At 66.0% G+C, this 22,688-nt stretch carries 26 protein-coding genes; 13 read left to right on the top strand and 13 right to left on the bottom strand.

Annotated features, from left to right (window positions below; translation table 11 throughout):
- Positions 1–27 precede the first annotated feature (27 nt).
- From ybeY to hrcA, 5 genes are all read right to left on the bottom strand, one after another.
- Positions 28–540, bottom strand: coding sequence for an rRNA maturation RNase YbeY (ybeY, locus tag MAB_RS08605; protein ID WP_005060346.1), 513 nt, complete (start codon positions 538–540; stop codon positions 28–30).
- The gene (locus MAB_RS08600) at positions 537–1,589 is read right to left on the bottom strand and encodes a PhoH family protein (protein ID WP_005110199.1); all 1,053 of its coding nucleotides are present in this window, start codon (positions 1,587–1,589) and stop codon (positions 537–539) included. The genes ybeY and MAB_RS08600 overlap by 4 nt, the downstream gene beginning before the upstream one ends.
- Before the next feature lie 84 nt (positions 1,590–1,673).
- Positions 1,674–2,450, bottom strand: coding sequence for a 16S rRNA (uracil(1498)-N(3))-methyltransferase (locus MAB_RS08595; protein WP_005110198.1), 777 nt, complete (start codon positions 2,448–2,450; stop codon positions 1,674–1,676).
- On the bottom strand, positions 2,451–3,596 hold the full coding sequence (gene dnaJ, locus MAB_RS08590) for a molecular chaperone DnaJ (RefSeq protein ID WP_005074629.1): 1,146 nt from the start codon (positions 3,594–3,596) through the stop codon (positions 2,451–2,453). It lies immediately after the preceding gene.
- A gap of 44 nt (positions 3,597–3,640) precedes the next feature.
- Positions 3,641–4,666 carry a heat-inducible transcriptional repressor HrcA gene (gene hrcA / locus MAB_RS08585; protein WP_005060339.1) on the bottom strand — a complete coding sequence of 342 codons (1,026 nt, stop codon included), beginning with the start codon at positions 4,664–4,666 and terminating at the stop codon, positions 3,641–3,643.
- Positions 4,667–4,777: 111 nt separating this feature from the next.
- Here hrcA and MAB_RS08580 point away from each other — a divergent pair, with 111 nt between their 5' ends.
- Positions 4,778–5,086, top strand: a complete 309-nt coding sequence (locus MAB_RS08580; protein WP_005060335.1) for a type II toxin-antitoxin system VapB family antitoxin — start codon at positions 4,778–4,780, stop codon at positions 5,084–5,086.
- A gap of 7 nt (positions 5,087–5,093) precedes the next feature.
- Here the strand turns inward: MAB_RS08580 and hemW are convergent, their stop codons facing one another.
- Entirely contained in the window at positions 5,094–6,260 is a 1,167-nt protein-coding gene (gene hemW, locus MAB_RS08575) for a radical SAM family heme chaperone HemW (protein WP_005087641.1), read from the bottom strand.
- 83 nt (positions 6,261–6,343) lie between these two features.
- Here hemW and MAB_RS25470 point away from each other — a divergent pair, with 83 nt between their 5' ends.
- From MAB_RS25470 to MAB_RS25380, 7 genes are all read left to right on the top strand, one after another.
- Positions 6,344–6,505, top strand: a complete 162-nt coding sequence (locus MAB_RS25470; protein WP_350494468.1) for an Ms4527A family Cys-rich leader peptide — start codon at positions 6,344–6,346, stop codon at positions 6,503–6,505.
- A gap of 111 nt (positions 6,506–6,616) precedes the next feature.
- Positions 6,617–8,299, top strand: a complete 1,683-nt coding sequence (locus MAB_RS08570; protein ID WP_005084995.1) for a nitrite/sulfite reductase — start codon at positions 6,617–6,619, stop codon at positions 8,297–8,299.
- A complete protein-coding gene (locus tag MAB_RS08565) occupies positions 8,296–9,009 on the top strand; it encodes a phosphoadenylyl-sulfate reductase (RefSeq protein ID WP_005084994.1) in 714 nt (237 codons plus the stop codon). Before MAB_RS08570 ends, MAB_RS08565 begins: the two co-directional genes overlap by 4 nt.
- Positions 9,006–9,932, top strand: a complete 927-nt coding sequence (cysD, locus tag MAB_RS08560) for a sulfate adenylyltransferase subunit CysD (protein WP_005060324.1) — start codon at positions 9,006–9,008, stop codon at positions 9,930–9,932. The genes MAB_RS08565 and cysD overlap by 4 nt, the downstream gene beginning before the upstream one ends.
- A 2-nt stretch (positions 9,933–9,934) precedes the next feature.
- Complete coding sequence (locus tag MAB_RS08555; RefSeq protein ID WP_005110195.1) at positions 9,935–11,227, top strand: sulfate adenylyltransferase subunit 1; 1,293 nt, start codon at positions 9,935–9,937, stop codon at positions 11,225–11,227.
- Positions 11,220–11,915, top strand: a complete 696-nt coding sequence (locus MAB_RS08550; protein WP_005084991.1) for a sirohydrochlorin chelatase — start codon at positions 11,220–11,222, stop codon at positions 11,913–11,915. Before MAB_RS08555 ends, MAB_RS08550 begins: the two co-directional genes overlap by 8 nt.
- 78 nt (positions 11,916–11,993) lie before the next feature.
- Positions 11,994–12,146, top strand: coding sequence for a hypothetical protein (locus MAB_RS25380; protein WP_005093161.1), 153 nt, complete (start codon positions 11,994–11,996; stop codon positions 12,144–12,146).
- 57 nt (positions 12,147–12,203) lie between these two features.
- Here MAB_RS25380 and MAB_RS08540 read toward each other — a convergent pair whose 3' ends face one another.
- From MAB_RS08540 to MAB_RS08515, 6 genes are all read right to left on the bottom strand, one after another.
- Complete coding sequence (locus MAB_RS08540; protein WP_005110193.1) at positions 12,204–12,518, bottom strand: hypothetical protein; 315 nt, start codon at positions 12,516–12,518, stop codon at positions 12,204–12,206.
- A gap of 87 nt (positions 12,519–12,605) precedes the next feature.
- Complete coding sequence (locus MAB_RS08535) at positions 12,606–13,631, bottom strand: sulfate/molybdate ABC transporter ATP-binding protein (protein ID WP_005060315.1); 1,026 nt, start codon at positions 13,629–13,631, stop codon at positions 12,606–12,608.
- Between the two features lie 24 nt (positions 13,632–13,655).
- Positions 13,656–14,468: a sulfate ABC transporter permease subunit CysW gene (gene cysW, locus MAB_RS08530; RefSeq protein WP_005074620.1), complete on the bottom strand. Its 813-nt coding sequence runs from the start codon at positions 14,466–14,468 to the stop codon at positions 13,656–13,658.
- Entirely contained in the window at positions 14,465–15,238 is a 774-nt protein-coding gene (gene cysT / locus MAB_RS08525) for a sulfate ABC transporter permease subunit CysT (protein WP_005093159.1), read from the bottom strand. The genes cysW and cysT overlap by 4 nt, the downstream gene beginning before the upstream one ends.
- A 113-nt stretch (positions 15,239–15,351) precedes the next feature.
- A complete protein-coding gene (locus MAB_RS08520; protein ID WP_005087645.1) occupies positions 15,352–16,410 on the bottom strand; it encodes a sulfate ABC transporter substrate-binding protein in 1,059 nt (352 codons plus the stop codon).
- A gap of 385 nt (positions 16,411–16,795) precedes the next feature.
- The gene (locus tag MAB_RS08515) at positions 16,796–17,041 is read right to left on the bottom strand and encodes a hypothetical protein (RefSeq protein ID WP_031599952.1); all 246 of its coding nucleotides are present in this window, start codon (positions 17,039–17,041) and stop codon (positions 16,796–16,798) included.
- A 74-nt stretch (positions 17,042–17,115) separates the two neighbouring features.
- On the opposite strand from MAB_RS08515, the gene MAB_RS08510 reads away from it, so the two are divergent.
- From MAB_RS08510 to MAB_RS08490, 5 genes are read left to right on the top strand one after another with little or no spacing between them, the layout of a single operon-like run.
- Positions 17,116–18,666 carry a hypothetical protein gene (locus tag MAB_RS08510; RefSeq protein WP_005110191.1) on the top strand — a complete coding sequence of 517 codons (1,551 nt, stop codon included), beginning with the start codon at positions 17,116–17,118 and terminating at the stop codon, positions 18,664–18,666.
- Positions 18,663–19,076 (top strand): hypothetical protein, encoded by a 414-nt coding sequence (locus MAB_RS08505; protein ID WP_005084981.1) that lies wholly within the window; start codon positions 18,663–18,665, stop codon positions 19,074–19,076. The genes MAB_RS08510 and MAB_RS08505 overlap by 4 nt, the downstream gene beginning before the upstream one ends.
- Before the next feature lies 1 nt (position 19,077).
- On the top strand, positions 19,078–20,235 hold the full coding sequence (locus tag MAB_RS08500; RefSeq protein ID WP_005093157.1) for a hypothetical protein: 1,158 nt from the start codon (positions 19,078–19,080) through the stop codon (positions 20,233–20,235).
- Positions 20,232–20,753, top strand: coding sequence for a hypothetical protein (locus MAB_RS08495; RefSeq protein WP_005115018.1), 522 nt, complete (start codon positions 20,232–20,234; stop codon positions 20,751–20,753). The genes MAB_RS08500 and MAB_RS08495 overlap by 4 nt, the downstream gene beginning before the upstream one ends.
- Positions 20,740–21,993, top strand: coding sequence for an FAD-dependent oxidoreductase (locus MAB_RS08490; RefSeq protein WP_005110188.1), 1,254 nt, complete (start codon positions 20,740–20,742; stop codon positions 21,991–21,993). Before MAB_RS08495 ends, MAB_RS08490 begins: the two co-directional genes overlap by 14 nt.
- Here MAB_RS08490 and MAB_RS08485 read toward each other — a convergent pair.
- Positions 21,983–22,639, bottom strand: a complete 657-nt coding sequence (locus tag MAB_RS08485; RefSeq protein ID WP_234708521.1) for a hypothetical protein — start codon at positions 22,637–22,639, stop codon at positions 21,983–21,985. The two genes, MAB_RS08490 and MAB_RS08485, sit on opposite strands and share 11 nt — an antisense overlap.
- Positions 22,640–22,688: the final 49 nt, after the last annotated feature.

Genomic DNA, 22,688 nt, shown 5'->3' with positions numbered 1-22,688 from the left:
ACCAACGTTCTTCGCGCAAGACGCTCATCACTCGTCGAAGTTGCGCGATTTGTCGAGCAGACGGCTATCTCGGTACAGCTGCGCCTGCTGCTCGTACCAGTCCTGCAGCAGCTGGTTCTGCAGCGCGAACATCTCGCGCTCTTCCTCGGGCTCGGCGTGGTCGTAACCGAGTAGATGCAGCACACCGTGCACCGTCAGCAGTGCCAGCTCATGCGCCAGCGAATGCCCGGCCGCCTCGGCCTGTTCGGCCGCGAACTGCGGGCACAGCACGATGTCGCCGAGCATCGACGGCCCCGGCTCGGGCGCGTCGGGACGCCCGCCGGGCTCCAACTCGTCCATCGGGAACGACATCACATCGGTGGGACCGGGCAGATCCATCCACCGCATGTGCAGGTCGGCCATCGCCGCCAGGTCGACGAGCATCATCGACAGCTCGGCCGCCGGATGCACGTCCATGGCCGCGATGGCGAACCGTGCGACGCTGACCAACTCGCCCTCGGCAACGTCGATACCCGACTCGTTGACTACCTCAATGCTCATCGGTGCCGGCTCCGATTTCCCGACGCGCGCCGCTGCGCGCGATTACCCGTCAAATCTGAGTCCTCGAAACGCGCGTAGGCATCCACGATCTCCGATACCAGCCGGTGGCGCACCACATCGGCACTGGTCAACTCCGAGAAGTGAATTCCCTCGATGTTGCCGAGAATATCCATGGCCGCGCGCAGTCCTGAACGGGCGTTTCCGGGCAGGTCGACCTGAGTGATATCACCGGTCACCACGATCTTGGAACCGAAGCCAAGCCGGGTGAGGAACATCTTCATCTGCTCGGCGGTGGTGTTCTGCGCCTCGTCGAGAATGATGAACGCGTCGTTGATGGTCCGACCGCGCATGTAGGCCAGCGGGGCGACCTCAATGACCCCAGCATCCATCAGCTTGGGAATCAATTCCGGATCCATCATGTCGTGCAGCGCGTCGTACAGCGGGCGCAGATACGGGTCGATCTTCTCGCTCAGCGTGCCGGGCAGGAATCCCAGCCGCTCCCCGGCTTCCACCGCCGGCCGCGTGAGGATGATGCGGGTGACCTGCTTGCTCTGTAAGGCGTTGACCGCCTTGGCCATTGCCAGGTACGTCTTGCCGGTGCCGGCCGGGCCGATCCCGAACACGATGGTGTTGGCATCGATCGCGTCCACATAACGCTTCTGGTTCAACGTCTTTGGGCGGATCGTCTTGCCGCGCCGGGACAGGATGTCCAGGCTCAGCACCTCGGCAGGCGACTCGTCCCCATCGCCGGTCAGCATCGCCACCGTGTGCCGGACGGTCGACGGCGTGAGCTGCTGCCCCCGGCGGGCAATCACGATCAGCTCCGAAATCACCCGCTCGGCAAGCGCCACCTCCGCGGGCACACCGGTGAAGGTGATGGTGTTACCGCGGGCGTGGACATCGGCAGGAAGGACGTCCTCAAGCTCTCGCAGGTTTTCATCAGCTGACCCCAACAGGCCCATGATGAGATCGTTCGGAATCTCGACGCTGCTGCGTACGTCCGCAGTAGACACAGACGGCACAGCGGCACCTTCTTCTCGGCTCGTCACGTGGTTAAGGTCGCCTGCTTTCTTGGGTTGTGAAGTTGCTTTGAGTTTACCGCCGGCAACCGTCGGCCTCCACGCGATTAGCGCTCACCGGTGCACCAGCGGGCCGGCGGCCCAGCGATCCGTCAGCACCCCGAGCGCGCCCAGTGCGACGGCGGCGGCACTGGAGGTACGCAGCACCGTCGGCCCCAACCGCACCGGAGCGGCACCGGCGTCCGCCAAAATCCGCAGCTCCTCGTCCGCGACACCGCCTTCGGGGCCCACGATCAACACCACCGACGACGCCGACGAGAGCCGCGCTCCCAGGGCGCCGAGACCCGATTCCGCCGATTCGTGCAGCACCAGCACGACGGCTCCGCCCGCCGCGCGGGCACCCACCAGCTCAGCCAGCTGCGCCGTCGAGTGCAGCTCGGGCACCGATGGCACGTGGGCCCGGCGAGATTGCCGCGATGCTGCCTGGGCGACGGCTTCCCAGCGGCGCCGGCCCTTTTCTGCCTTGTGCGCATCCCAGCGCGACACGCACCGCTGCGCCTGCCACGGGATCACTTCATCGGCACCAGCCTCTACCGCCAGATCGACCGCCAGATCGGAGCGATCCGATTTAGGAAGTGCCTGCACCACAGTCACTTTGGGGTTAACGGCGGCAACACTCCAGCGCCCGGTCACCTCGATTGCGAGGCCGGTGCGGTCAACGGACGCAACGACGCCGTCCCCGACCTCACCGGCACCGTCGCACACCATCACAGGCTCGCCGACTCGCATGCGCAACACCCGCGCCGCGTGGTGGCCCTCATCCCCGTCGAGCAGCACCTGCTCCCCGGCTGAGGGAACCCGCGGAACGTAGAAGATCGTGGCTGCCGCCATCTACCGCCCCGTGAAGGCCTCGCGCAGCCGCGAGAACACCCCGCCGGAGGCCGACTCGGCCCACACGACCTCGGCACCTTCCTTGTTGCGAGCCCTGAAGTCCTTCAACAGCTCGCGTTCCTTGGAGTCCAGCCGGGTCGGCACCACGACGTCGAGGTGAGCGTGCAGGTTGCCGCGCACGCCCGTGCGCAAATGGGGCATGCCCTTGCCACGCAGTGTCACCACCGACCCGGGCTGCGAGCCCGGCTCGACCTTGATGACGGTGTCGCCGTCCAGGATGGCCTCCACGGAGACGCTGGTGCCCAGCGCCGCCTCGACCATCGGGACACGCACCGTGAAGTGCAGGTCGTCGCCGTCGCGAATGAAGACATCGTGTGGCTTCTCGTGCACCTCGACGTACAGGTCGCCAGCCGGGCCGCCCCCGGGACCGACCTCGCCCTGGGCCGCCAACCGCACCCTCATCCCATCGCCGACACCGGCCGGGATCTTGACGGTGATCTCCCGGCGCGCCCGCACGCGGCCGTCGCCGCCACATTTGTGGCAGGGGTCGGTGATGACCTCACCGGCACCCTGGCAGGTCGGGCAGGGACGCGATGTCAGTACCTGACCGAGCAGTGAACGCTGGACGGTCTGCACCTCGCCACGGCCGCCGCAGGTCTCGCAGGCGCTCGGTGCCGAGTTTCCGTGCGTGCCCTTACCGGCGCACCCGTCGCACAGGATGGCGGTGTCGACGGTCACCTGCTTGCTGACGCCCGTCGCGCATTCCACCAGGTCCAGGCGCATCCGTAGCAGGGAGTCGGCCCCGGGCTGCACCCGGCCACGCGGACCGCGTGATCCGCCCGCCGATCCGCCGAAGAATGCCTCGAACACGTCGCCCAGGCCGCCGAAGCCCGAACCGAAGCCGCCGAACCCGTTGCCACCGCCGCCGTTCTCCAGCGGGTCGCCTCCGAGGTCGACCACGCGCCGCTTCTCGGGGTCGGTCAGCACCTCGTAGGCGATGCTGACCTCTTTGAACCGGGCCTGCGCCTGCTCATCGGGGTTGATGTCGGGGTGCAGCTCGCGGGCGAGCTTGCGATAGGCCCGCTTGAGCTCGCTGTCGCTGGCACCCTTGCTCACCCCGAGGATGCCGTAGTAATCACGCGCCACTGTGTTGATCTCGCTCCGTTGGTATCTGTCTACTTCACATGCTGCTAGCGATTAGCTAGCACTTCGCCGATATACATGGCAACCGCCGCAACATTCGCGATGGTTCCCGGGTAGTCCATCCGTGTGGGCCCCAGCACACCCATGCCGCCGAAAACCGCTCCGCCCGCACCATACGGGGTAGAGACGACGGAGGTGCCAATCATCTGTTCGGCCGCGGTTTCGTGGCCGATGTGCACGGTCACCCGGCCCGCCTCCTGTTGCGCGGCGAGCAAGCGCAGCACCACGACCTGCTCCTCCAGCGCCTCCAGCACGGTGCGCAGCTGCCCACCGAAGTCGGCGGCGTTGCGGGTCAGGTTGGCCGTACCACCTAGCAGCAGTCGTTCCTCATGATGTTCGACGAGCGTCTCCACCAGGACGGTGGCCGCCCGGGTGATCGGATCACGCAGATCGTCGTCGGACTGCTCGGCGAGCTCGGCCACGGCCACCGAGGCCGCGGACAGCTTCTTGCCGTCCAATGCCGCACCGAGCAACACTCGTAGGCGGCCAAGTTGCTCATCGTTGATCACATCGCCCAGCTCGACGATGCGCTGATCGACGCGCCCGGTGTCGGTGATGACCACCAGAAGTAGCCGGGCCGGGCTCAGCGACACCACTTCCAGATGACGCACACTGGACGAGGACAGTGTCGGATATTGCACGACGGCGACCTGACGGGTCATCTGCGCCAGCAGCCGCACCGCCCGGCGCAGCACGTCATCGAGGTCGACGCCACCCTCCAGGAAGTTCAGGATGGCCTTGCGCTCGGCGCCCGAGAGAGGCTTGACGTCCTCGAGCCGGTTGACGAATTCGCGGTAGCCCTTTTCCGTGGGAACGCGCCCCGAGCTGGTGTGCGGCTGGGCGATGTAACCCTCGGCCTCCAGCACGGCCATATCGTTGCGGACGGTGGCGCTGGAAACGCCCAGGCCGTGCCTGTCGACCAGGGCCTTGGAGCCGATGGGCTCCTTGGTGGTGACGTAGTCGGCGACGATGGCGCGCAGCACCTCGAAACGCCGGTCATCCGCACTTGCCATGGTCACCTCCCTCGGGCGTGATTTTGCCCTTTATTTTACGGGGCCAGGCCGCTCCGCCCCGCCGCCATAGCCGTCCACGCTAATCTCAGGTGTTATGGAGGCCCGTCACCGATGATCTTCAAGGGTGTACGCGAGGGGAAGCCGTATCCAGAACACGGACTCTCCACCCGGGATTGGTCACGCATCCCGCCCCGGCAGATCCGGCTCGACGAGCTGGTCACCACCACCACGGTGCTCGCCCTGGACCGTCTACTCAGCGAGGACTCCACGTTCTACGGAGACCTATTCCCGCATGCCGTGAAATGGCAGGGCGTCATCTACCTCGAAGACGGCCTGCACCGGGCCGTGCGGGCCGCGCTACGCAATCGAGTTGTGTTGCACGCCAGGGTCTTCGACATGGATCAGCTGCGGGTGGTCTAACCGCCGGCTAGTCCAGGATCGCGCGGACCACGCCGTCGGCCAGCAGTCGTCCCTGATCGGTGAGCACCAGCCGCTCGTCCACGAGCCGGCCCAGCCCGCGATCCACCACCGCCGGAACGCGGCCCCGTTCTTCGATAGTCAAGTCCGTCAACGCGATTCCGGTGTTGAGCCGGACCGCCAGCAGCACCTCCTCGGTGTGCCGCTCTACCGGGCTGAGGATCTCGTGGCCACCGACTGGCAGCTGCCCTTCCCCTAGTAGCCGTCTGGCATAGGTGTTGGGGTGCTTGACGTTCCACCACCGCACCCCGTTGACGTGCCCATGGGCCCCCGGACCGGCGCCCCACCAGTCACCACCCGCCCAGTAACCGAGGTTGTGACGGCATTGCCCGCCGGGCCGCGCCCAGTTGGAGACCTCGTACCAGTCCAGCCCGGCCTCGGTGAGCGCGGCATCCAGCAGCTGGTAACGGTCGGCCAGCGCGTCCTCGTCGGGATTGGGCAGCTCACCGCGGCGCACGCGCCGCGCCAGGGCAGTGCCCTCCTCGACCACCAGCGCATATGCCGACACGTGATCAACCCCGGCCTCGAGCACGGCGGCGATGGACCGGCGCAGGTCGTCGTCGGTCTCACCGGGGGTGCCGTAGATGAGGTCCAGGTTGACGTGCCCCAGTCCGGCCGCGCGAGCCTCCCGCGCCGCCGCCACCGCCCGTCCCGGCGCGTGCACGCGATCCAGGGTTGCCAGCACGTGCGGGGCCGCGGACTGCATGCCCAACGAGACACGGGTGTACCCGGCCGCGCGGATGGTGTCGAAGAAAGCCGGTGAGGTGGACTCGGGATTGGCCTCCGTGGTGACCTCGGCCCCGGGTGCCAGCACGAAATGTGCGCCGATCGCATCGAGCACCTCGGCGAGCCCGGAACCACCCAGCAGGGACGGCGTACCGCCCCCGACGAACACCGTCTCTACCGGCGGATTCCCCGCCAGGGTTCGCGCCGCCAACTCCAGCTCGGCACGCAAGGCCTCCAGCCAGCCGGCGGGCGAGGTTCCCTCGCCCAGCTCGTCGGCGGTGTAGGTGTTGAAATCGCAATACCCGCAGCGTGTGGCGCAGAACGGCACATGCACGTAGATCCCGAACGGACGCCCGGGCGCCGGCACCAGGGGCGGCAGAGTGGCAGTCACGTCGGGCCTCACCCGTCAAGTGTGTGCCAGGGACGGCGGGAGTGAAAATCTGTGTGGTTGGTGGCGGGAATCCTCCAGACCGGATGGAGGTTTTGCTCACAATGAGCGGAATTACGCCCCGGTGGCGTGGGGTCCTGCCGTTACATGGCACAATTGGCACCGTGAGCACACATCAGGTTCCTCTTGTCGCGCGGCGGCATATCGACCTGAAGCGTGTCTGTAGCGCGTGTTGTCTCCCTTACTGACGTATTTGGCCCCGTCCTACCACCAGCCACCCGAACGGTCGTGAGGATCTGCGCCTCCGGTCAGCCCCCGGTGTGTCGCCCACGACTGTGCCTGCCTTCGTTAGGAGCACCATGACAACCAGCGAGACCCGGCCCGCTCGCCCCAAGCAGCAACGCAGTGAGGGCCAGTGGGCCCTGGGCGAGCTCGAGCCGCTCAACTCCAACGAGCAGGTCAAGAAGGACGACCATCCGCTCAATGTGCGCGAGCGCATCGAAACCATTTACTCCAAGCAGGGTTTCGACAGCATCGACAAGGCCGATCTGCGTGGCCGCTTCCGGTGGTGGGGTCTGTACACACAGCGCAAGCAGGGTTACGACGGCACCTGGACGGGTGACGACAACACCGACATGCTCGAGGACGACCACTTCATGCTGCGGGTGCGTTGCGACGGCGGCGCGCTGACCACGCAGGCGCTGCGCACCATCGGCGAGCTGTCCACTCAGTACGCCCGCGACACCGCGGACATCTCGGACCGCCAGAACGTGCAGTACCACTGGATCCGGGTGGAGGACATGCCCGAGATCTGGCGGCGGCTGGACGAGGTCGGCCTCTACACGACCCAGGCCTGCGGTGACTGCCCCCGCGTGATCCTCGGGTCGCCGCTGGCAGGCGAGTCCCTGGACGAGGTGCTCGACCCGACGTGGGCAATCGACGAGATCACCCGCCGCTACATCGGCAACAAGGAGTACGCGAACCTCCCCCGCAAGTTCAAGACGGCGATCTCCGGCCTGCAGGACGTGGTGCACGAGATCAACGACGTCGCGTTCGTCGGTGTGGTGCATCCCGAGCACGGCCCCGGTCTGGACATATGGGTGGGCGGTGGCCTGTCGACCAACCCGATGCTGGCCCAGCGCCTCGGTGCGTGGGTGCCCCTGGACGAGGTGCCCGACGTATGGGAGGGCGTCGTCGGAATCTTCCGCGACTACGGCTACCGCCGCCTGCGTTCCAAGGCCCGGCTGAAGTTCCTGGTCAAGGACTGGGGCGTGGCGAAGTTCAGGGAAATTCTCGAGACCGAGTACCTAAAGCGGCCGCTGATCGACGGGCCCGCGCCCGTTCCCCCCACGCACCCGATCGATCACGTCGGTGTGCAGCGACTCAAGAACGGGCTCAACGCCATCGGCATTTCGGCCATCGCCGGGCGGGTCTCCGGCACCATTCTGTCGGCGATCGCCGACCTGGCCGAGAAGGCGGGCTCCAACCGGGTGGCCCTGACCCCGCACCAGAAGCTGATCATTCTGGACGTCAGTGATGACGAGCTGCCTGCGCTCGAGGCCGGACTCAACGCGCTGGGGCTGCCGTCCCGGCCCTCGCATTGGCGCAAGAACCTGTTGGCCTGCACCGGCATTGAGTACTGCAAGTTGTCCTTCACCGAAACCCGGGTGCGGGCCCAGAGTTTGGTTCCCGAGCTGGAGAAGCGGCTCGATGATCTGAACGCCCAGATCGATACGCCCGTCACCATCAACATGAATGGCTGCCCCAACTCGTGCGCACGGTCCCAGACCGCCGACATCGGATTCAAGGGCCAGATGGTCGACGACGGAAACGGGAACAGCGTGGAAGGCTTCCAGGTGCATCTGGGCGGAAGCCTGGGTCTGGACAGCGGATTCGGCCGCAAGTTGCGTCAGCACAAGGTCACCAGCACCGAGCTCGGCGATTACATCGACCGGGTGGTGCGCAATTTCGTCGCGCAGCGCACCGACGGAGAGCGCTTCGCGCAGTGGGCGGTTCGCGCTGAGGAGGCGGACTTGCGATGAGCCGGGAGACAACCACCAAGGATCTCGATTCGCTGCGCGCGCTGGCCGAACGCGGCGCCGCCGAATTGCAGGACGCTTCCGCCGAGGAGCTGCTGCGGTGGACCGACGAGAACTTCGGGGGCAACTACGTCGTCGCCTCCAACATGCAGGACGCCGTTCTTGTCGACCTCGCCGCACAGGTGCGCCCCGGGGTGGATGTGCTGTTCCTGGACACCGGATATCACTTCGCCGAGACCATCGGCACCCGCGACGCGGTGGAGTCGGTGTACGACATCCACGTGGTGAACGTGGCACCCGAGCAGACGGTCGCGCAGCAGGACGAGCTGGTGGGCAAGGACCTGTTCGCCAGCGATCCGGGCGAATGCTGCCGGTTGCGCAAGGTGGTGCCACTGCGCAAGTCGCTCGCCGGATACGCGGCCTGGGTAACCGGTCTGCGCCGGGTCGACGCACCGACCCGCGCCAACGCGCCGTTGATCAGCTTCGACGAGGCATTCGGGCTGGTCAAGATCAATGCGATCGCGGCGTGGACCGACGAGGACATGCAGAAGTACATCGATGAACACGGAACCTTGGTGAATCCGCTTGTGGACGAGGGGTATCCGTCGATCGGCTGCGCCCCGTGCACGGCCAAACCGGTACTCGGCGGCGACGCACGAAGCGGACGCTGGCAGGGCCTTGCCAAGACAGAATGCGGGTTGCACGCCTCATGACGACTGAAATCGGAACGGAAGCTGTGTTGAACCAGACAGAGACACTCACCGACCTGGAATCCGAATCGATCCACATCATCCGCGAGGTGGCCGGCGAGTTCGAGCGCCCGGTGCTGTTGTTCTCCGGCGGCAAGGATTCGACGGTGCTGCTGCATATCGCACTCAAGGCCTTTTGGCCGGCACCCCTGCCTTTTTCGCTGTTGCACGTCGACACCGGGCACAACCTCCCCGAGGTGCTGGCCTTCCGCGACGAGATCGTCGAGCGCCACAACCTGCGCCTGGTGGTCTCGAACGTCGAGGATTACCTGGCCGACGGCCGTCTGACCGAGCGCCCGGACGGAATCCGCAATCCCCTGCAGACGATTCCGCTGCTCGAGGCCATCACCGACAACAAGTTCGACGCGGTGCTGGGTGGCGGGCGCCGCGACGAGGAGCGTTCGCGCGCCAAGGAGCGAATCTTCAGCCTGCGCAATGCCTTCGGCCAGTGGGATCCGAAGAAGCAGCGTCCCGAGCTGTGGAGCCTGTACAACGGCCGGCATGCTCCGGGCGAGCACGTCCGGGTGTTCCCGATCAGTAACTGGACCGAGCTGGACGTGTGGCGTTACATCGCCCGCGAGAACGTGCAGCTGGCCAGCCTCTACTACGCGCATGAGCGCGAGGTGTTCAACCGCGACGGCATGCTGCTGACCCCCGGCCCGTGGGGCGGACCACGGGACGGTGAAGAGCTGCAGACACTTTCGGTGCGCTATCGGACCGTCGGCGACGGTTCGACCACCGGTGCTGTGCTCTCCGACGCCGCCGATGTGCATGCGGTGCTGGCCGAGGTGGCTTCCTCCCGGATCACCGAACGCGGCGCCACCCGTGGCGATGACCGAGTGTCCGAGGCGGCGATGGAAGACCGCAAGCGAGAGGGTTATTTCTGATCATGAGCGATCTTCTGCGCATTGCCACCGCCGGCAGTGTGGACGACGGAAAGTCCACTCTGGTGGGCCGGCTGCTGTACGACACCAAGTCGGTGCTCATCGACCAGTTCGATGCCGTCACAAAGGCTTCCGAGTCGCGTGGACTCGACACTCCCGACCTGTCACTACTTGTCGACGGGCTGCGCGCCGAACGCGAGCAGGGCATCACCATCGACGTGGCGTACCGCTACTTCGCGACACCCAAGCGCTCGTTCATCCTCGCCGACACCCCGGGCCACGTGCAGTACACCCGGAACACGGTGTCCGGCGCCTCGACCGCGCAACTGGTGATCCTGCTGGTTGACGCCCGCAAGGGTGTCATCGAGCAGACCCGCCGGCACGCGGCGGTGCTGGCGCTCTTGGGTGTGCCGCGGCTGGTGTTGGCGGTCAACAAGATCGACCTGGTGCCCGACAGCGCCCGCATCTTCGAGGCCATCAGCGCCGAATTCAACGAGCTGACCAGCTCGTTGGGCTGGAAGCCCGAGAACGTGGTCGAGATCCCGGTCTCGGCACTGCACGGCGACAATATCGCCACCCGCAGCGAGCGCACCGGCTTCTACAACGGGCCCACCCTCATCGAGCACCTGGAATCGGTTCCGGCGCATGGTGAATCCGACGGAGCGTCCGGCACCATCGGTCTGCGGTTCCCCGTCCAATACGTGATCCGCCCGCGCACCGCCGAGTACCCCGATTACCGCGGGTATGCCGGTCAGGTGGCCGCGGGTGCCGTGCGGGTGGGCGATGAGGTGGTGATCTCCCCCGCCGGGCAGCGCACCACGGTCGCGGGCATCGACACCGCCGATGGGCCGCTTGAGGTGGCCGAGGCCGGCCGCAGCATCACCCTGATTCTCGCCGATGACGTGGACGCCTCGCGGGGAGACCTGATCGCATCTCTGGACGTGCCGGATCCGGTTTCCGAGCTCGACGGGACCGTGTGCTGGCTGGCCGACAAACCGTTGAAGGCCGGCGCACGCCTGCTACTCAAGCACGGCACCCGTACGGTTCCCGCGATCATCGGTGCGCTGGTGGAGCGCTTCGACGAGCAGAACTTGTCCGCCGATCCTGCACCGGAGTCATTGGAACTCAACGACATCGGACAGATCAGCATTCGACTGGCCGAGGCCATCAGCGTGGATGAGTACGTCGACGACCGGACGGCGGGCAGCTTCTTGCTGATCGATCCGTCCAGCGGTAACACGCTGGCGGCTGGGCTGGTCGGTAATGCCCTGCGCGCCGTCGAACTGAATCGTGCGTAATCCGACGCTCGTCGCCGTCGCGCACGGGAGCCGCGATGCGCGGTTCGCGCAGAATGCGCGCCGAGTGGTCCGACAGGTGCGCTCGCTACGGCCGGATCTGGACGTCCGGCTGGCTTTCCTCGAGCTGTCCGAACCGAATCTTCTTGACGTGCTTGGCGACCTGAGCGGTGACGCGGTGGTGGTACCACTGCTGCTGTCCGACGCCTATCACGCGCGCATCGATCTGCCGACGGTGTTGTCCGCGGCACCCGCCCGGCTACGGGTGATGCAGGCGTGCGTGCTCGGCGCGGACAATCGGCTGCTGGCGCTCGCCCGGCGACGGGTGACCGAGCTTGGCATCGCCCACCCCGGCGTCATTCTCAGCGCGGTCGGATCGTCCGATTCCACCGCCAACACACGCACCCGTGCACTGGCGGCCCAGTGGCCCATCTCCACGACGGTGTTCGCCACAGGGGACCCGACAAGCCTCGCCGAAGCGGCGGAGTCGTTACGGGCCCGCGGCGCCACGGACATCGTGGTGGCGCCGTGGTTCCTCTCCCCCGGTCTGCTGTTGGACCGGGTGCGCGCCGAGGCCGCACAACTGGACATGCCGGTGGCGGCTCCGCTCGGCGCCGACCGGCTGGTCGCCGACGTCGTGGTGCAGCGATACGCGTCGGCCATCGCCGCGCCCGTTCCGACGCCTCACTAATAAACCCTCCTCCAGGCCACGGTGGCCTTTCGGGTCAATTCATTGTTATATGCGCATGTTTGCGATACGGTCATACCCATGACGAGCACCGAGCACGAAACCCACAGCCATCCCGACCACGTCCACGGCCCGGACTGCGGCCACGAAGCAGTTGCTCACGAGGATCACGTGGATTACATCCACGACGGGCATCGCCACGCACCGCACGGCGATCACTACGACGAGCACTAGAACTCGACAACCAAATGGCCTCCGGAATCCGGGGGCCATTTCTCTATCCCGCCCGCGTCAGGACCATGGGTCGATGTGCCCAGCTACGAGCGACAACAGCGCCTGCTCCCGTCGCAGCATCCGGTGTTCGGTGCCGCGTGGCAGTCGCTCGCCTGGACCGTAACGTCCCCGGTCAATACGATGAAGCCGACCTCGGCGAACCTCCCAGCGCAACGCATCGGACACCGCCTTTGAGGCACGCCCATCGGTGTCGAACCCCTTGCGGTCCAACATCTGCACCAGCTCGGCCACCGTCGTTACGCCGAACCGGTACACATACAACGTCAGCAGATATCGCAGCTCAATACCGCGTACCCGTGCCCTCGCCGTCATGTACGCACGATGGCATCCACCACCGACAGGTCGACATGTGTCGCTCATAGCCGGGCACGTGCCGGTGCACTTCCCGGGCGTGGAGGACTAAGACGCGACCTCGGCCAACTCACCGACATCGGGCACCCGCGTCACCCGCACATACACCGGATCGCCCTCGCGCAACCCCAGCGCTTCGGCGTCGCCGCGGGTGATCTGCGCCGTGAACTGCTCACCGGTCGCCGCGCTGGTCAGCTCGACACGCACCTCGAAGCCGAGGTACACCACCCGGTCGACGGTCGCCTTCGTGACTCCGGTGGTCTCTCCCGTGCCCTCGGCCGCCGCCCGCGCCAGATCCGCGTTGCGTCCCACGCGAATATCGTGTGGGCGAACCAGGATTCCGTTGAGCTTGGCCACCGGGCCCAGGAACGACATCACGAAGCTATTGGCGGGACGGTCGTACAAATCCTCCGGCGAACCCACCTGCTCGATCCGCCCCTTGTTCAGCACCGCGATGCGGTCGGCGACATCCAGCGCCTCGGCCTGGTCGTGCGTCACCAGCACGGTGGTCACGTGCACCTCGTCATGCAGCCGGCGCAGCCACGCCCGCAGGTCCTCACGCACCTTGGCGTCCAGCGCACCGAACGGCTCGTCCAACAGCAGCACCTGCGGATCAACCGCCAGCGCACGCGCGAGCGCCATGCGCTGGCGCTGCCCACCCGACAGCTGAGCCGGGTAGCGGGTGTGGAAACCGCTGAGCCCCACCACCTCCAGCAGATCGTCGACCTTCTTCTTGATCTCCGCCTTGGGCTTCTTACGAATCTTCAGCCCGAACGCGACGTTCTCCCACACGGTCAGGTGCTTGAACGCGGCGTAATGCTGGAACACGAAACCTATGTCGCGACGCTGCGGCGGGACACCGGTGACATCCCGGCCGTTGATGGTGATGGTGCCGCTGTCCGGATTGTCGAGCCCGGCGATAGACCGCAGCAGGGTCGACTTGCCTGATCCCGATGGGCCCAGTAGCGCCGTCAACGATCCGCTCGGCACATCGAAGTCGATATTGTCCAGGGCGGCGAAGTCGCCGTAATGCTTGTTGGCACCGCGAACGGTGATGGTGTTTTCAGCGGTCATGAGGAAGCTCCTTGGTAGCTCAGGCTATTTCGAGGTCTTGGCACGGTTGCGATCGAGAACCACCTGCACGACGAGGACGATGAGAGCCACCGCCATCAGCACGACAGACAGCGCGTACGCCCCGTATTCGTCACCTCGCAGGTGACGATCGGAAACCAATAGCGTCAACGTTTGCGACTTACCCGGCAGGCCGGAGGACACCATGATCACCGCACCGTACTCACCCAGGGTGCGGGCGACGGTCAGCACGATGCCGTAGGTGAGACCCCACCGAATGGACGGCAGGGTGATGCGCCAGAACGTCTGCCACGGATTGGCACCCAGCGTCGCGGCTGCCTGTTCTTGATCGTCGCCGATCTCATGCAACACCGGCTCGACCTCACGGATCACGAACGGCAGCGTGACGAAGATGCTCGCCAGCACGATGCCCGGCAGTCCGAAGATGATCTTGAACTTCCAGTCGTTCTCCACGAATCCCAGCAGGCCCGCCGAGCCCCACAGCACGATCAGGGCCACACCTACGATGACCGGCGACACCGCGAATGGCAGGTCGATGATGGCCTGAAGAACGCCCTTGCCACGGAACTTGTTGCGGGCCAGCACCAACGCCGTCGGCACCCCGAAGATCACGTTGAGCGGCACCACAATCGCGACCACCAGCAGGGAGAGGTTGAACGCGGAAATCGCAGCCGGGGTGGAGATGTACTCCCAGAACTGGACCAGGCCCGGCGCGAAGGCACGCCACAGGATGAGTCCCAGGGGCACGATCAGCAGCACGGCGACGTAGAGCAGCGCCAGTATGCGCAGCGCGTACTTGACCGCGGGAGAGAGCGTCATCGATCAAGTTCCTCTCGCTTGGCCGCGCGTGAACCCAGGCCGCGCAGGATGAACAACACCACAAACGAAATGGCGAGCAACACAATGGAGATGGCGGCCGCGCCGGTCCGGTCGTCGTTCTCGATGAGGGTCCGGATCCACTGCGAGGACACCTCGGTCTCCCCCGGCACCGCGCCACCGATCAGCACCACGGAACCGAATTCACCGATGGCCCTGGAGAATGCGAGCCCGACACCGGACAGCAGTGAGGGCAGCAACGCAGGCAGGATCACCTTGCTGAAGATCACCGGGTTGCTGGCACCCAGCGAGGCCGCGGCCTCTTCCACCTCTCGTTCGAGCTCAAGCAGCACCGGCTGCACGGCCCGCACCACAAACGGCAGCGTCACGAACAGCAGAGCTATCCCGACGCCCCACTTGGTGTGCTGCAAGTGCACATTGATCGGGCTGCTCGGACCGTACAGGGCAAGCAGCACGATACTGGCCACGATCGTGGGCAGGGCGAACGGCAGATCGATCAACGTGTCCACAATCCGCTTGCCCGGGAAATTGTCCCGGACCAGCACCCAGGCCACCAACAGCCCGAACAGACCATTGAGCACTGCCACCGCGATGGAGATCAGCAGTGTCACCTTGAACGAGGCCAGTGCCGAGTTGGAGGTGACGGCGCTGACGAACGCGCCCCACCCACCCTCGGCGGACTGCCACACAATGGCCGCCAACGGCAGCAGCACGATCACCGACAACCAGATGCTGGCCACACCGATGCGCAACGGGTCATCGCTGAAGCGCTTACGCGAACGGCCCACGGCCGTGCCGGACTCTCCCGTCGGTGGCACCTTGTCCTCCGGATTGTCCTGTGAGGTGGGATTTTCGATCACGGTACTCATCCGGTCGCCTCTTTGTAGATCTTGGTGATGGATCCGTCGTTTTTGTCGAACAATTCCTTGTCGACGCTCTTCCATCCGCCCAAATCCTTGATGGTCCACAACTTCGACGGCACCGGGAAGGAGGATGCGAATTCCGCGGCCACCCCGGGGTCCACGGGCCGGAAGCCCGTCTTGGCCCAGATACGCTGCGCCTCGGGGGTGTACAGGAAATTCTTGAACTCGGTGGCCTTCTTGACATGCAAGCTCTCGGACACCACCGCCACCGGGTTCTCGATCTTGAAGGTGATCGGCACATTGACATGCTCGATCGGCTTGCCGAGGCTCTCGGTGAAGATGGCCTCGTTCTCGTAGCTGATCAGGACATCACCGCTGCCCTGCACAAAGACCTCGGTCGCTTCACGTCCCGAACCCGGTCGCATCTTGACATGCTCACGCACCAGCTTGGAGACGAAATCCAGTCCGGCTTGCGGGTTCTTGCCGCCTTCGCTCTTCGCGGCATACGGAGCCAGCAGGTTCCACTTGGCCGAACCGGAACTCAGCGGGCTGGGGCTGATGACCTCGAGGCCGGGCTGCAGCAGATCGTCCCAGTCCTTGACGTGCTTCGGATTGCCCTTGCGCACAACCAAAGTCACCACCGACCCAAACGGGATACCGCCGAATGCGTCCTTATCCCAGTCCGCGGAAACCTTCTTGGCCTTGACCAGCCGGGTGATGTCCGGCTCCACCGAGAAGTTCACGATGTCGGCGGGCTTGCCGCCCTCGACCCCACGAGACTGGTCCCCGGAGGCACCGTAGGACTGGGTGATCTGGATGCCCTTACCGGCCTCGGTGGCGTTGAAGGCCGGAATGATCTCGCGGAAGCCCGGCTCGGGAACCGCATAGGCCACCAGGGTGAGCGTGGTGTCGGCATCTCCGCCTCGACCCCCGCCGGGAACATCGCTCGGCCCGCCCTGGCATGCGGCGGTCAAGGCGGCGGCGACGACGAGCGCGCCGGCGATGAGTCCCTTGGGCGACGAGCGATGGGAACCGCGCGCTGACGATCTACTGGGGATCAAGACAACCCTTTCCGTGGCTGGGATGAGAAGGAGAACCAAAAGGAATCTCGGGCCCGGCCACGGAGTGCGGACGTCAGCTCAGCGAGAGGGTCGGATGGACCTGGGCCGAGGCGGCACGCGCGGACGGGCGAAAACCGTCAGCGACAACAGGCGACGTCGGCAACCGGACCCACAGCAATGAGCGCCAACTCATGGCGCGGCTGGTATCCGGAAAGCATGGCGGGAAGCCTAGCAGAGCTTTTTGATGCCGTCTTAACAGACGAAGCACCAGGTAGAGACGCTATTACCTCAACGGTTGGTCGCTACCGGCTCAACAGCCAGGCGACTATCACCAGCACCGCCAGCGCAACCAGCGCCAACGTCACGCGCGACTGCGGCATACCACTCATGAGAGGTCCGCCGGGGCGGCGACGGCTACCGGATTCTCCACGGGATGACGGCGGGCCGCCGGGGAGAACCGGCCCAGCCGATTAACCATGCTGAGCAGCAAGAATAGGATCTTGTCACCGGTCACGGCCATCACATATGCCAACGCCAGAACAACCGGCATCACGATGATCGTTTGCAGGATGAAGCCGCGTCCACTCAGCCACAGCTCGACACCGTCCCACCAACTCAGGATGCCGATCACGCTGTCGCTGTTCACGCGGCCAGTTTAGGCGGACCGCGTCGCGCCCCTGTCGGCGCAGGGCAGACTGGACTCCGATGACCGGGTTGCACACGAAATGCCTGTTCCTGGTGCTTGCACTATTCACACTGTTCAGCGGTACCCCGGTCGCGCTGGCCGACTCCGCGAGCGCCGGCGCCGACGTGCAGGTCGCGCAAAGTCTCGGCGAGCGAGAGCTCACCGTCGTCGCCCGTCGGGTCACCAGCATCCCCGGCCCGCTATATGTCGACGTCATCACCCATCAGGGCGCCCCCGCGGGCCCGCTCCGCGTACAGCTCGTGCCCACCGGTGCCGATACCGACGAACACGAACCCGCACCGGGCGTGCCGACATCGACAGAAATGGTTGTCCTCGGTGACAAACCGGGGCCGTACAGCACGACGCTCGACGTTGACCGCCCCGGCCCGGCCGACCTCACCATCAGCGATGGTGTGCACATCTCCAGGATCCCCCTGGTTCTCACGGGGCAGGCGATGTCGCCGCCGGAGCGGGTGGCCTATGTGGGCCTGGCCACGACCGGGCTGCTGTTGGTGATCTCGCTGGTGGTGGCCACCCGGGTGCGTCGCGGAGTGTGGATCGCGCTGCCCGTCACGGCCACGGTGGCGGCTCTCGCGGTGGCCATCACCGGCGCCGTGCTGTCCACGTCGGCGCCACCGCCGCCGGAGCCTGGCCCGCAACGCGACCCGACCGTCGACAATGCCGCCAATCCGTACCGGCTCGACCGTCCCGCAGTCACCGACTACTCACGGCCGTCGGCGATGCTCGTGGCCGAACAACCCGAACTGGACCCGGGACACGCGACCGACATCTACTTCTCGCTCATCGACACCGCCACCGGGCTGCCCGCCGATGACCTGGTGATCCACGACAGCGCGCTGATCCACCTGCTCGTGGTGGCCCCCGACGGGCAGCTGTCCCATCTGCATCCGATACGGGTTGCGCCGGGCCGCTATTCGGTGCCGCTGTCGGCGGCGATAGCGGGCCGTTACGCCGTCTCGGCCGAATTCGTGCGCCGTGGTGGCGGCGTGCAGACGGTGCGTCTGCCGGGCGCGCTCACGGTGCGCGGCGGCAGACCCGCGACGCCCGCGCCCTTCGACGGGCCGGGCATGCGCATGATGAACGGACTGCACGTGCACGTCAGCGCGGCCGGTCTGCGGGCCGGCCGGCCGACGACGCTGTCCGCGACCATCGGATCCGAGCCGGTGCTGCAACCGTGGCTGGGCATGCTCGGTCATCTGGTGGTCGCCGGCCCGATTCCACGTATGGCTTCCGCCACCGACCTCGGCACGGCGGTGCAGGATTCGGCGATCTGGGCGCACGCACATTCCATGGGCGGGCACGGCGCAACCGGGATGCCGGGCATGGAGCACAGCGCCAATCACCAGTCCGCGCAAGATGATCCGATGCCGCCCATGGTAGGCGTTCCCCCGCTCAACGGGGACAGCCCGCCCGATGAGACGGTCGCCGCCTTCGGCCCCGACGTCCCTTTCACCTTTACCTTCCCCAAGCCGGGCCGATACCTCGCCTGGATTCAGGCCCAGCGCGACTATCGGGTGCTGACCATCCCGGTGCGGCTGGACATCTCATGACCCGCCGCGTATGGGCCGGTCTCGCGATTATCGTCGCCGCGGTGCTGGCACTGACCTGGATCGCCTGGCCCAGCCCGCGCAAGGCCGTCACCCTGTACTGCGGCACCGAGCACTACACCGTGACGGTGACCGTGGATTCCCCGCGGGTCGGAACGACCGCGCTGGAACTCGCCATCGATGAGAGGGAGGATCACGACCTCCCCGGATCCGAACCGGTGACGGTCGAATTGGTCATGCCGCTGATGGGCCACGCCATGCCCCCGCTACGTGAGGTGGTATCTGGCCGTACGAAATTCGACCAGGTGATGCTGCCGATGGCCGGTCCGTGGGACATAGTCGTGACCATCACACCGCCGTCGGGTGATCCCGACGAACGTGTGACGATGCCACTATGGGTGAGTGGAGGTTGAGATGAGCGCCGGAGCCAGCACCGCGAGCAGCGGCACCCAACAGACGTCCAGAATCACCAGTGCCATCATGGAGAGATACGCCCCGTTGGGAGCGTACGGGGTGCTGTTGGGCAGCCTGGTGGGCGCAACCGGAACCACGTGGGATGTGCAGTGGCACAGCGACGTAGGTCCCGACACATTCTTCACCCTGCCGCACCTGTTTCTCTACTCGGGCAGCGCCATCAGCGGAATCGTCAGCCTCACCATGGTTTTGATGGTCACCGGCGCCCAGCGCGCGGGCGAGCAGGTACCGCGCTGGGTGGGCGGTGTACCGATCCGCGTGTTCGGTGGCAGGTTCACCGCTCCCCTGGGCTTCCTACTCTCCGGTTGTGGGGCCGCGTCGTTCCTGTTGTACGGGCTCCTAGATCTGTGGTGGCACACCGTATACGGGTTCGATGCGGTGCTGGCCTCGCCGCCACACTTCGCACTGTTCGTCTCCGGCACCGTGACCGATCTGGGCAGCATCGTGACCTTTGCCGCCGCACGGCGGTTCCGCTGGGGAACTGCCGGTTTGATGGCGCAATCCTCCTTGGTGGCAGCGATGACGGCGGTACCGTTCAGCGCGTTGTATCTCTTCAAATTCGACTTCAACCCGATCTCACTGGGATCGGCGTTCATTGTTCCGCTCGTCCTGCTGATCGTGGCCGGGGTGCTGCGGTCGCCTGTCGCGCCGTTTGGTGTCGCGGTGATCATGGGTGCTCTGCAGGCCGTCTTCTGGTGGTTCTCTCCCTGGGCCGCACGCGAATACGCCGCCGCGGTGGGACTACCGCTGCGCGACGACCTCTGGGGTGGGGCTCCTGCGATACCGGCGATGATGCCGATGTTTCTGGTGGTCTTCGCGGCCGTCGCGGCGGGGCTACTGCAGCTGGCCAAGGAGCGGGCATGGCAGCGTCGATCGATGACCGTCATCGGTGCCATCCTCGGCTCCCTGGCCGGTCTGGGGTACCTGCTGCAGGGAGCTCTGGTGTACCGGCAAGGTACCGAAACGCTGAGCAGCTACCTCACCGTCGGCGTCATCGGCCTGGCGCTGGGCGCGCTCGCGGGGTTCCTGGCCCAGCGCATCGGCCTCATGTTGCGGGTACCCGGAAACACTATCGATCCCGCCGGGACCACCGCATGAGGCACGTCCGAATCCTGATGGCGCTCCTCACCGTTCTCGCCCTGTCCGTTGGGGTAAGCGCGCCTGCCAACGCCTACGCACCCGTCAACGTGGTGCACACCGAACATGTCGCCGCCGGCCCCTACGCGCTGACCATCGGCTTCTCGACGTGGCCGCTGCGCGCCATGCAATCCCTGGACTTCACCTTCATTCCCGCCGACGGCATCACCGGCAAGTCCGGCACTCTCACCATCGTTTCTCCCGACGGACACACGCATCTCCCCGAGCCGCTGGCCCGCCATCCACGCAAACGCGAGGTCTGGGGTCTGGACATCAGGGCGTTGCAGGAGGAGGGTCGCTTCCAGTTCATCTTCGATATCGACGGACCGCGCGGGCCGGGAAAGGGCACGCTCGACCTCAACGTGCTGTCCCAGCCGGGGCCACCCCTGGCGCTGAGTTGGACGATCTCGTTGATTCCGCTGTTCGCGCTGATCGGTGTCCTTATCGTGGCGTGGAGGAGGACCCATGATCAAACCTGAACTGCCACAGGGCACCACATGTGCCATCGCCGGTGGCGGGCCCGCCGGAATGATGCTGGCGTTGCTGTTGGCGCGTGCCGGTATCGACGTCACCGTGCTAGAGAAGCACCCCGACTTCCTGCGAGACTTCCGCGGTGACACGGTGCACGCCAGCACGCTGAACCTGATCGACGAGTTGGGGCTGGGTCCCAGGTTCGCGGCCATGCCGCACAATCTGGTGGAGCAGGTCACGGTGGACCTGGGCGAACAGACATTCCGGTTGGGCGATCTGAACCGGCTGCCCGGACCGCACAAACACATCGCGATGGCGCCGCAATGGGACTTCCTGGAAATGCTGGCCACTGCCGCGGAAACCGAGCCCACTTTCCGTCTGCGGCGCAGCACAGAGGTCACCGGCCTACTGCGCTCGGGCGACCGCATCACCGGAATCGAATACCGCACCGCCTCAGGCGAAACCGGCGCGCTCAAGGCCGATCTCACCGTCGCCTGCGACGGCCGCGGCTCGGCGCTGCGCGCCGCGGCCGGGATGCGTCCACGGCAGTTCGGCGTGCCGATCGACATTTGGTGGTTCCGCCTCCCCAAGCATCCCGATGATCCGCAGGGACCGCGCGCGCGGGTCGGTGCCAACCGGTTCATGGTGCTACTGGACCGCGGAGACTACTTCCAATGCGGGTACCTCATCGGCAAGGGCACCGACTCGCAGATGCGCAGCGGCGATGTACAGGTGCTGCGCGACCGGGTCGCCGAAATGGCGCCATGGCTGGCCGCCCGCACGAACGCCATCGCCAGTTGGGACGACGTGAAACTGCTTGATATACAACTTAATAGGCTACGCAAGTGGTACCGCGACGGCTTGCTGTTCATCGGCGATGCCGCGCACGCGATGTCCCCGGTGGGCGGAGTCGGCATCAATTTAGCGATCGCCGACGCGGTCGCCACCGCGCGCATCCTGGCCGAGCCGCTACGCACAGGCACATTGACAACAGCCGACCTCCGCAAGGTTCAGCTGCGCCGGTGGGTACCGACCGCCCTCATCCAGCGCATACAGCGGGCCGTGCACCGGCGGGTGTTCTCCGCGGTGGACTCGTCCACCACGGCCGCCTCGAACGCCAAGATCGCGTCGGTCTTGTCCATCGCCACCAAATATCCATGGCTACAAGCTGTTCCCGCCTACGGCGTGGCGATCGGGCCACTGCCCGAGCACGCACCCGATTTCGCCCGCCGCTCCCCTATTGACTGAGGACGGGCACCATGGCGGGGACCACCTGATCACGAATCTTCGCCCACGGCACCGTGACCGGCACATAGTCTCCGGCGGCGTGCGGAACGGAGATATAGAACGTCAATCCCTTGGGAACCGGAACCCAGTGCAGGAACTGCTCCGATTTCATGTCCCCGGCCGCCTTGATGCGATCCGGGGCGCCGAGTTCCAGGGCCAGTGCGCGCAGCCGTTCCCGGGCGGCCTCCTGATCGGCAAATACCTCTCCGAACATGATCGGTTGTGCCGTATCGGTATTGATGGTGATGGTTGCCACCCGATGACTCGGGTACGGGCCACCACTATTCGTCAGGAACACCGCCACCCCCGTCAACACATGGGGGCCGATGAATGAGACCCGACTCGACTCCTGCGCCTGCAGCTGCCCGTCCCCAATCGTTGCCGGCTTGGTGAGCTTGGCATCGTCCAACCCGCGCACCGTATCGTCCAGCGCGGTGCGCATGCCCTCGTTGAATCGGTCGCGGGCCGCGGCCTTATCGCCGGTGACCTGGGGCAGTTTGACCTTGTACTCGACCTTCCCCTGCTTGCCGCTCACCTGATCCAGCATGGGGCTGAACCCGAATGCCGGTGTCGCGGTGGGTGGCGCCTGGGCAGGGGTAAGCGCCACCGCCGGTTTCGATGGCATCGGACTGGCGGAGGGCGGGGTGACCGAGGGC

Origin of the sequence: Mycobacteroides abscessus ATCC 19977 (assembly GCF_000069185.1) — a bacterium.
GTDB classification, from domain to species: domain Bacteria; phylum Actinomycetota; class Actinomycetes; order Mycobacteriales; family Mycobacteriaceae; genus Mycobacterium; species Mycobacterium abscessus.
Note: the sequence above shows the minus strand (reverse complement) of the source record. Positions and strands in the feature narration are given on the sequence as shown.

Bases quoted from the DNA above. Each gene is read 5' to 3' on its own strand.
- ybeY (WP_005060346.1), bottom strand. From the start codon at position 540: ATGAGCATTGAGGTAGTCAACGAGTCGGGTATCGACGTTGCCGAGGGC.
- MAB_RS08595 (WP_005110198.1), bottom strand. From the start codon at position 2,450: ATGGCGGCAGCCACGATCTTCTACGTTCCGCGGGTTCCCTCAGCCGGG.
- hrcA (WP_005060339.1), bottom strand. From the start codon at position 4,666: ATGGCAAGTGCGGATGACCGGCGTTTCGAGGTGCTGCGCGCCATCGTC.
- MAB_RS08580 (WP_005060335.1), top strand. From the start codon at position 4,778: ATGATCTTCAAGGGTGTACGCGAGGGGAAGCCGTATCCAGAACACGGA.
- MAB_RS25470 (WP_350494468.1), top strand. From the start codon at position 6,344: ATGGAGGTTTTGCTCACAATGAGCGGAATTACGCCCCGGTGGCGTGGG.
- MAB_RS08570 (WP_005084995.1), top strand. From the start codon at position 6,617: ATGACAACCAGCGAGACCCGGCCCGCTCGCCCCAAGCAGCAACGCAGT.
- MAB_RS08565 (WP_005084994.1), top strand. From the start codon at position 8,296: ATGAGCCGGGAGACAACCACCAAGGATCTCGATTCGCTGCGCGCGCTG.
- cysD (WP_005060324.1), top strand. From the start codon at position 9,006: ATGACGACTGAAATCGGAACGGAAGCTGTGTTGAACCAGACAGAGACA.
- MAB_RS08555 (WP_005110195.1), top strand. From the start codon at position 9,935: ATGAGCGATCTTCTGCGCATTGCCACCGCCGGCAGTGTGGACGACGGA.
- MAB_RS25380 (WP_005093161.1), top strand. From the start codon at position 11,994: ATGACGAGCACCGAGCACGAAACCCACAGCCATCCCGACCACGTCCAC.
- MAB_RS08540 (WP_005110193.1), bottom strand. From the start codon at position 12,518: ATGACGGCGAGGGCACGGGTACGCGGTATTGAGCTGCGATATCTGCTG.
- MAB_RS08535 (WP_005060315.1), bottom strand. From the start codon at position 13,631: ATGACCGCTGAAAACACCATCACCGTTCGCGGTGCCAACAAGCATTAC.
- cysW (WP_005074620.1), bottom strand. From the start codon at position 14,468: ATGACGCTCTCTCCCGCGGTCAAGTACGCGCTGCGCATACTGGCGCTG.
- MAB_RS08510 (WP_005110191.1), top strand. From the start codon at position 17,116: ATGACCGGGTTGCACACGAAATGCCTGTTCCTGGTGCTTGCACTATTC.
- MAB_RS08505 (WP_005084981.1), top strand. From the start codon at position 18,663: ATGACCCGCCGCGTATGGGCCGGTCTCGCGATTATCGTCGCCGCGGTG.
- MAB_RS08500 (WP_005093157.1), top strand. From the start codon at position 19,078: ATGAGCGCCGGAGCCAGCACCGCGAGCAGCGGCACCCAACAGACGTCC.
- MAB_RS08495 (WP_005115018.1), top strand. From the start codon at position 20,232: ATGAGGCACGTCCGAATCCTGATGGCGCTCCTCACCGTTCTCGCCCTG.
- MAB_RS08490 (WP_005110188.1), top strand. From the start codon at position 20,740: ATGATCAAACCTGAACTGCCACAGGGCACCACATGTGCCATCGCCGGT.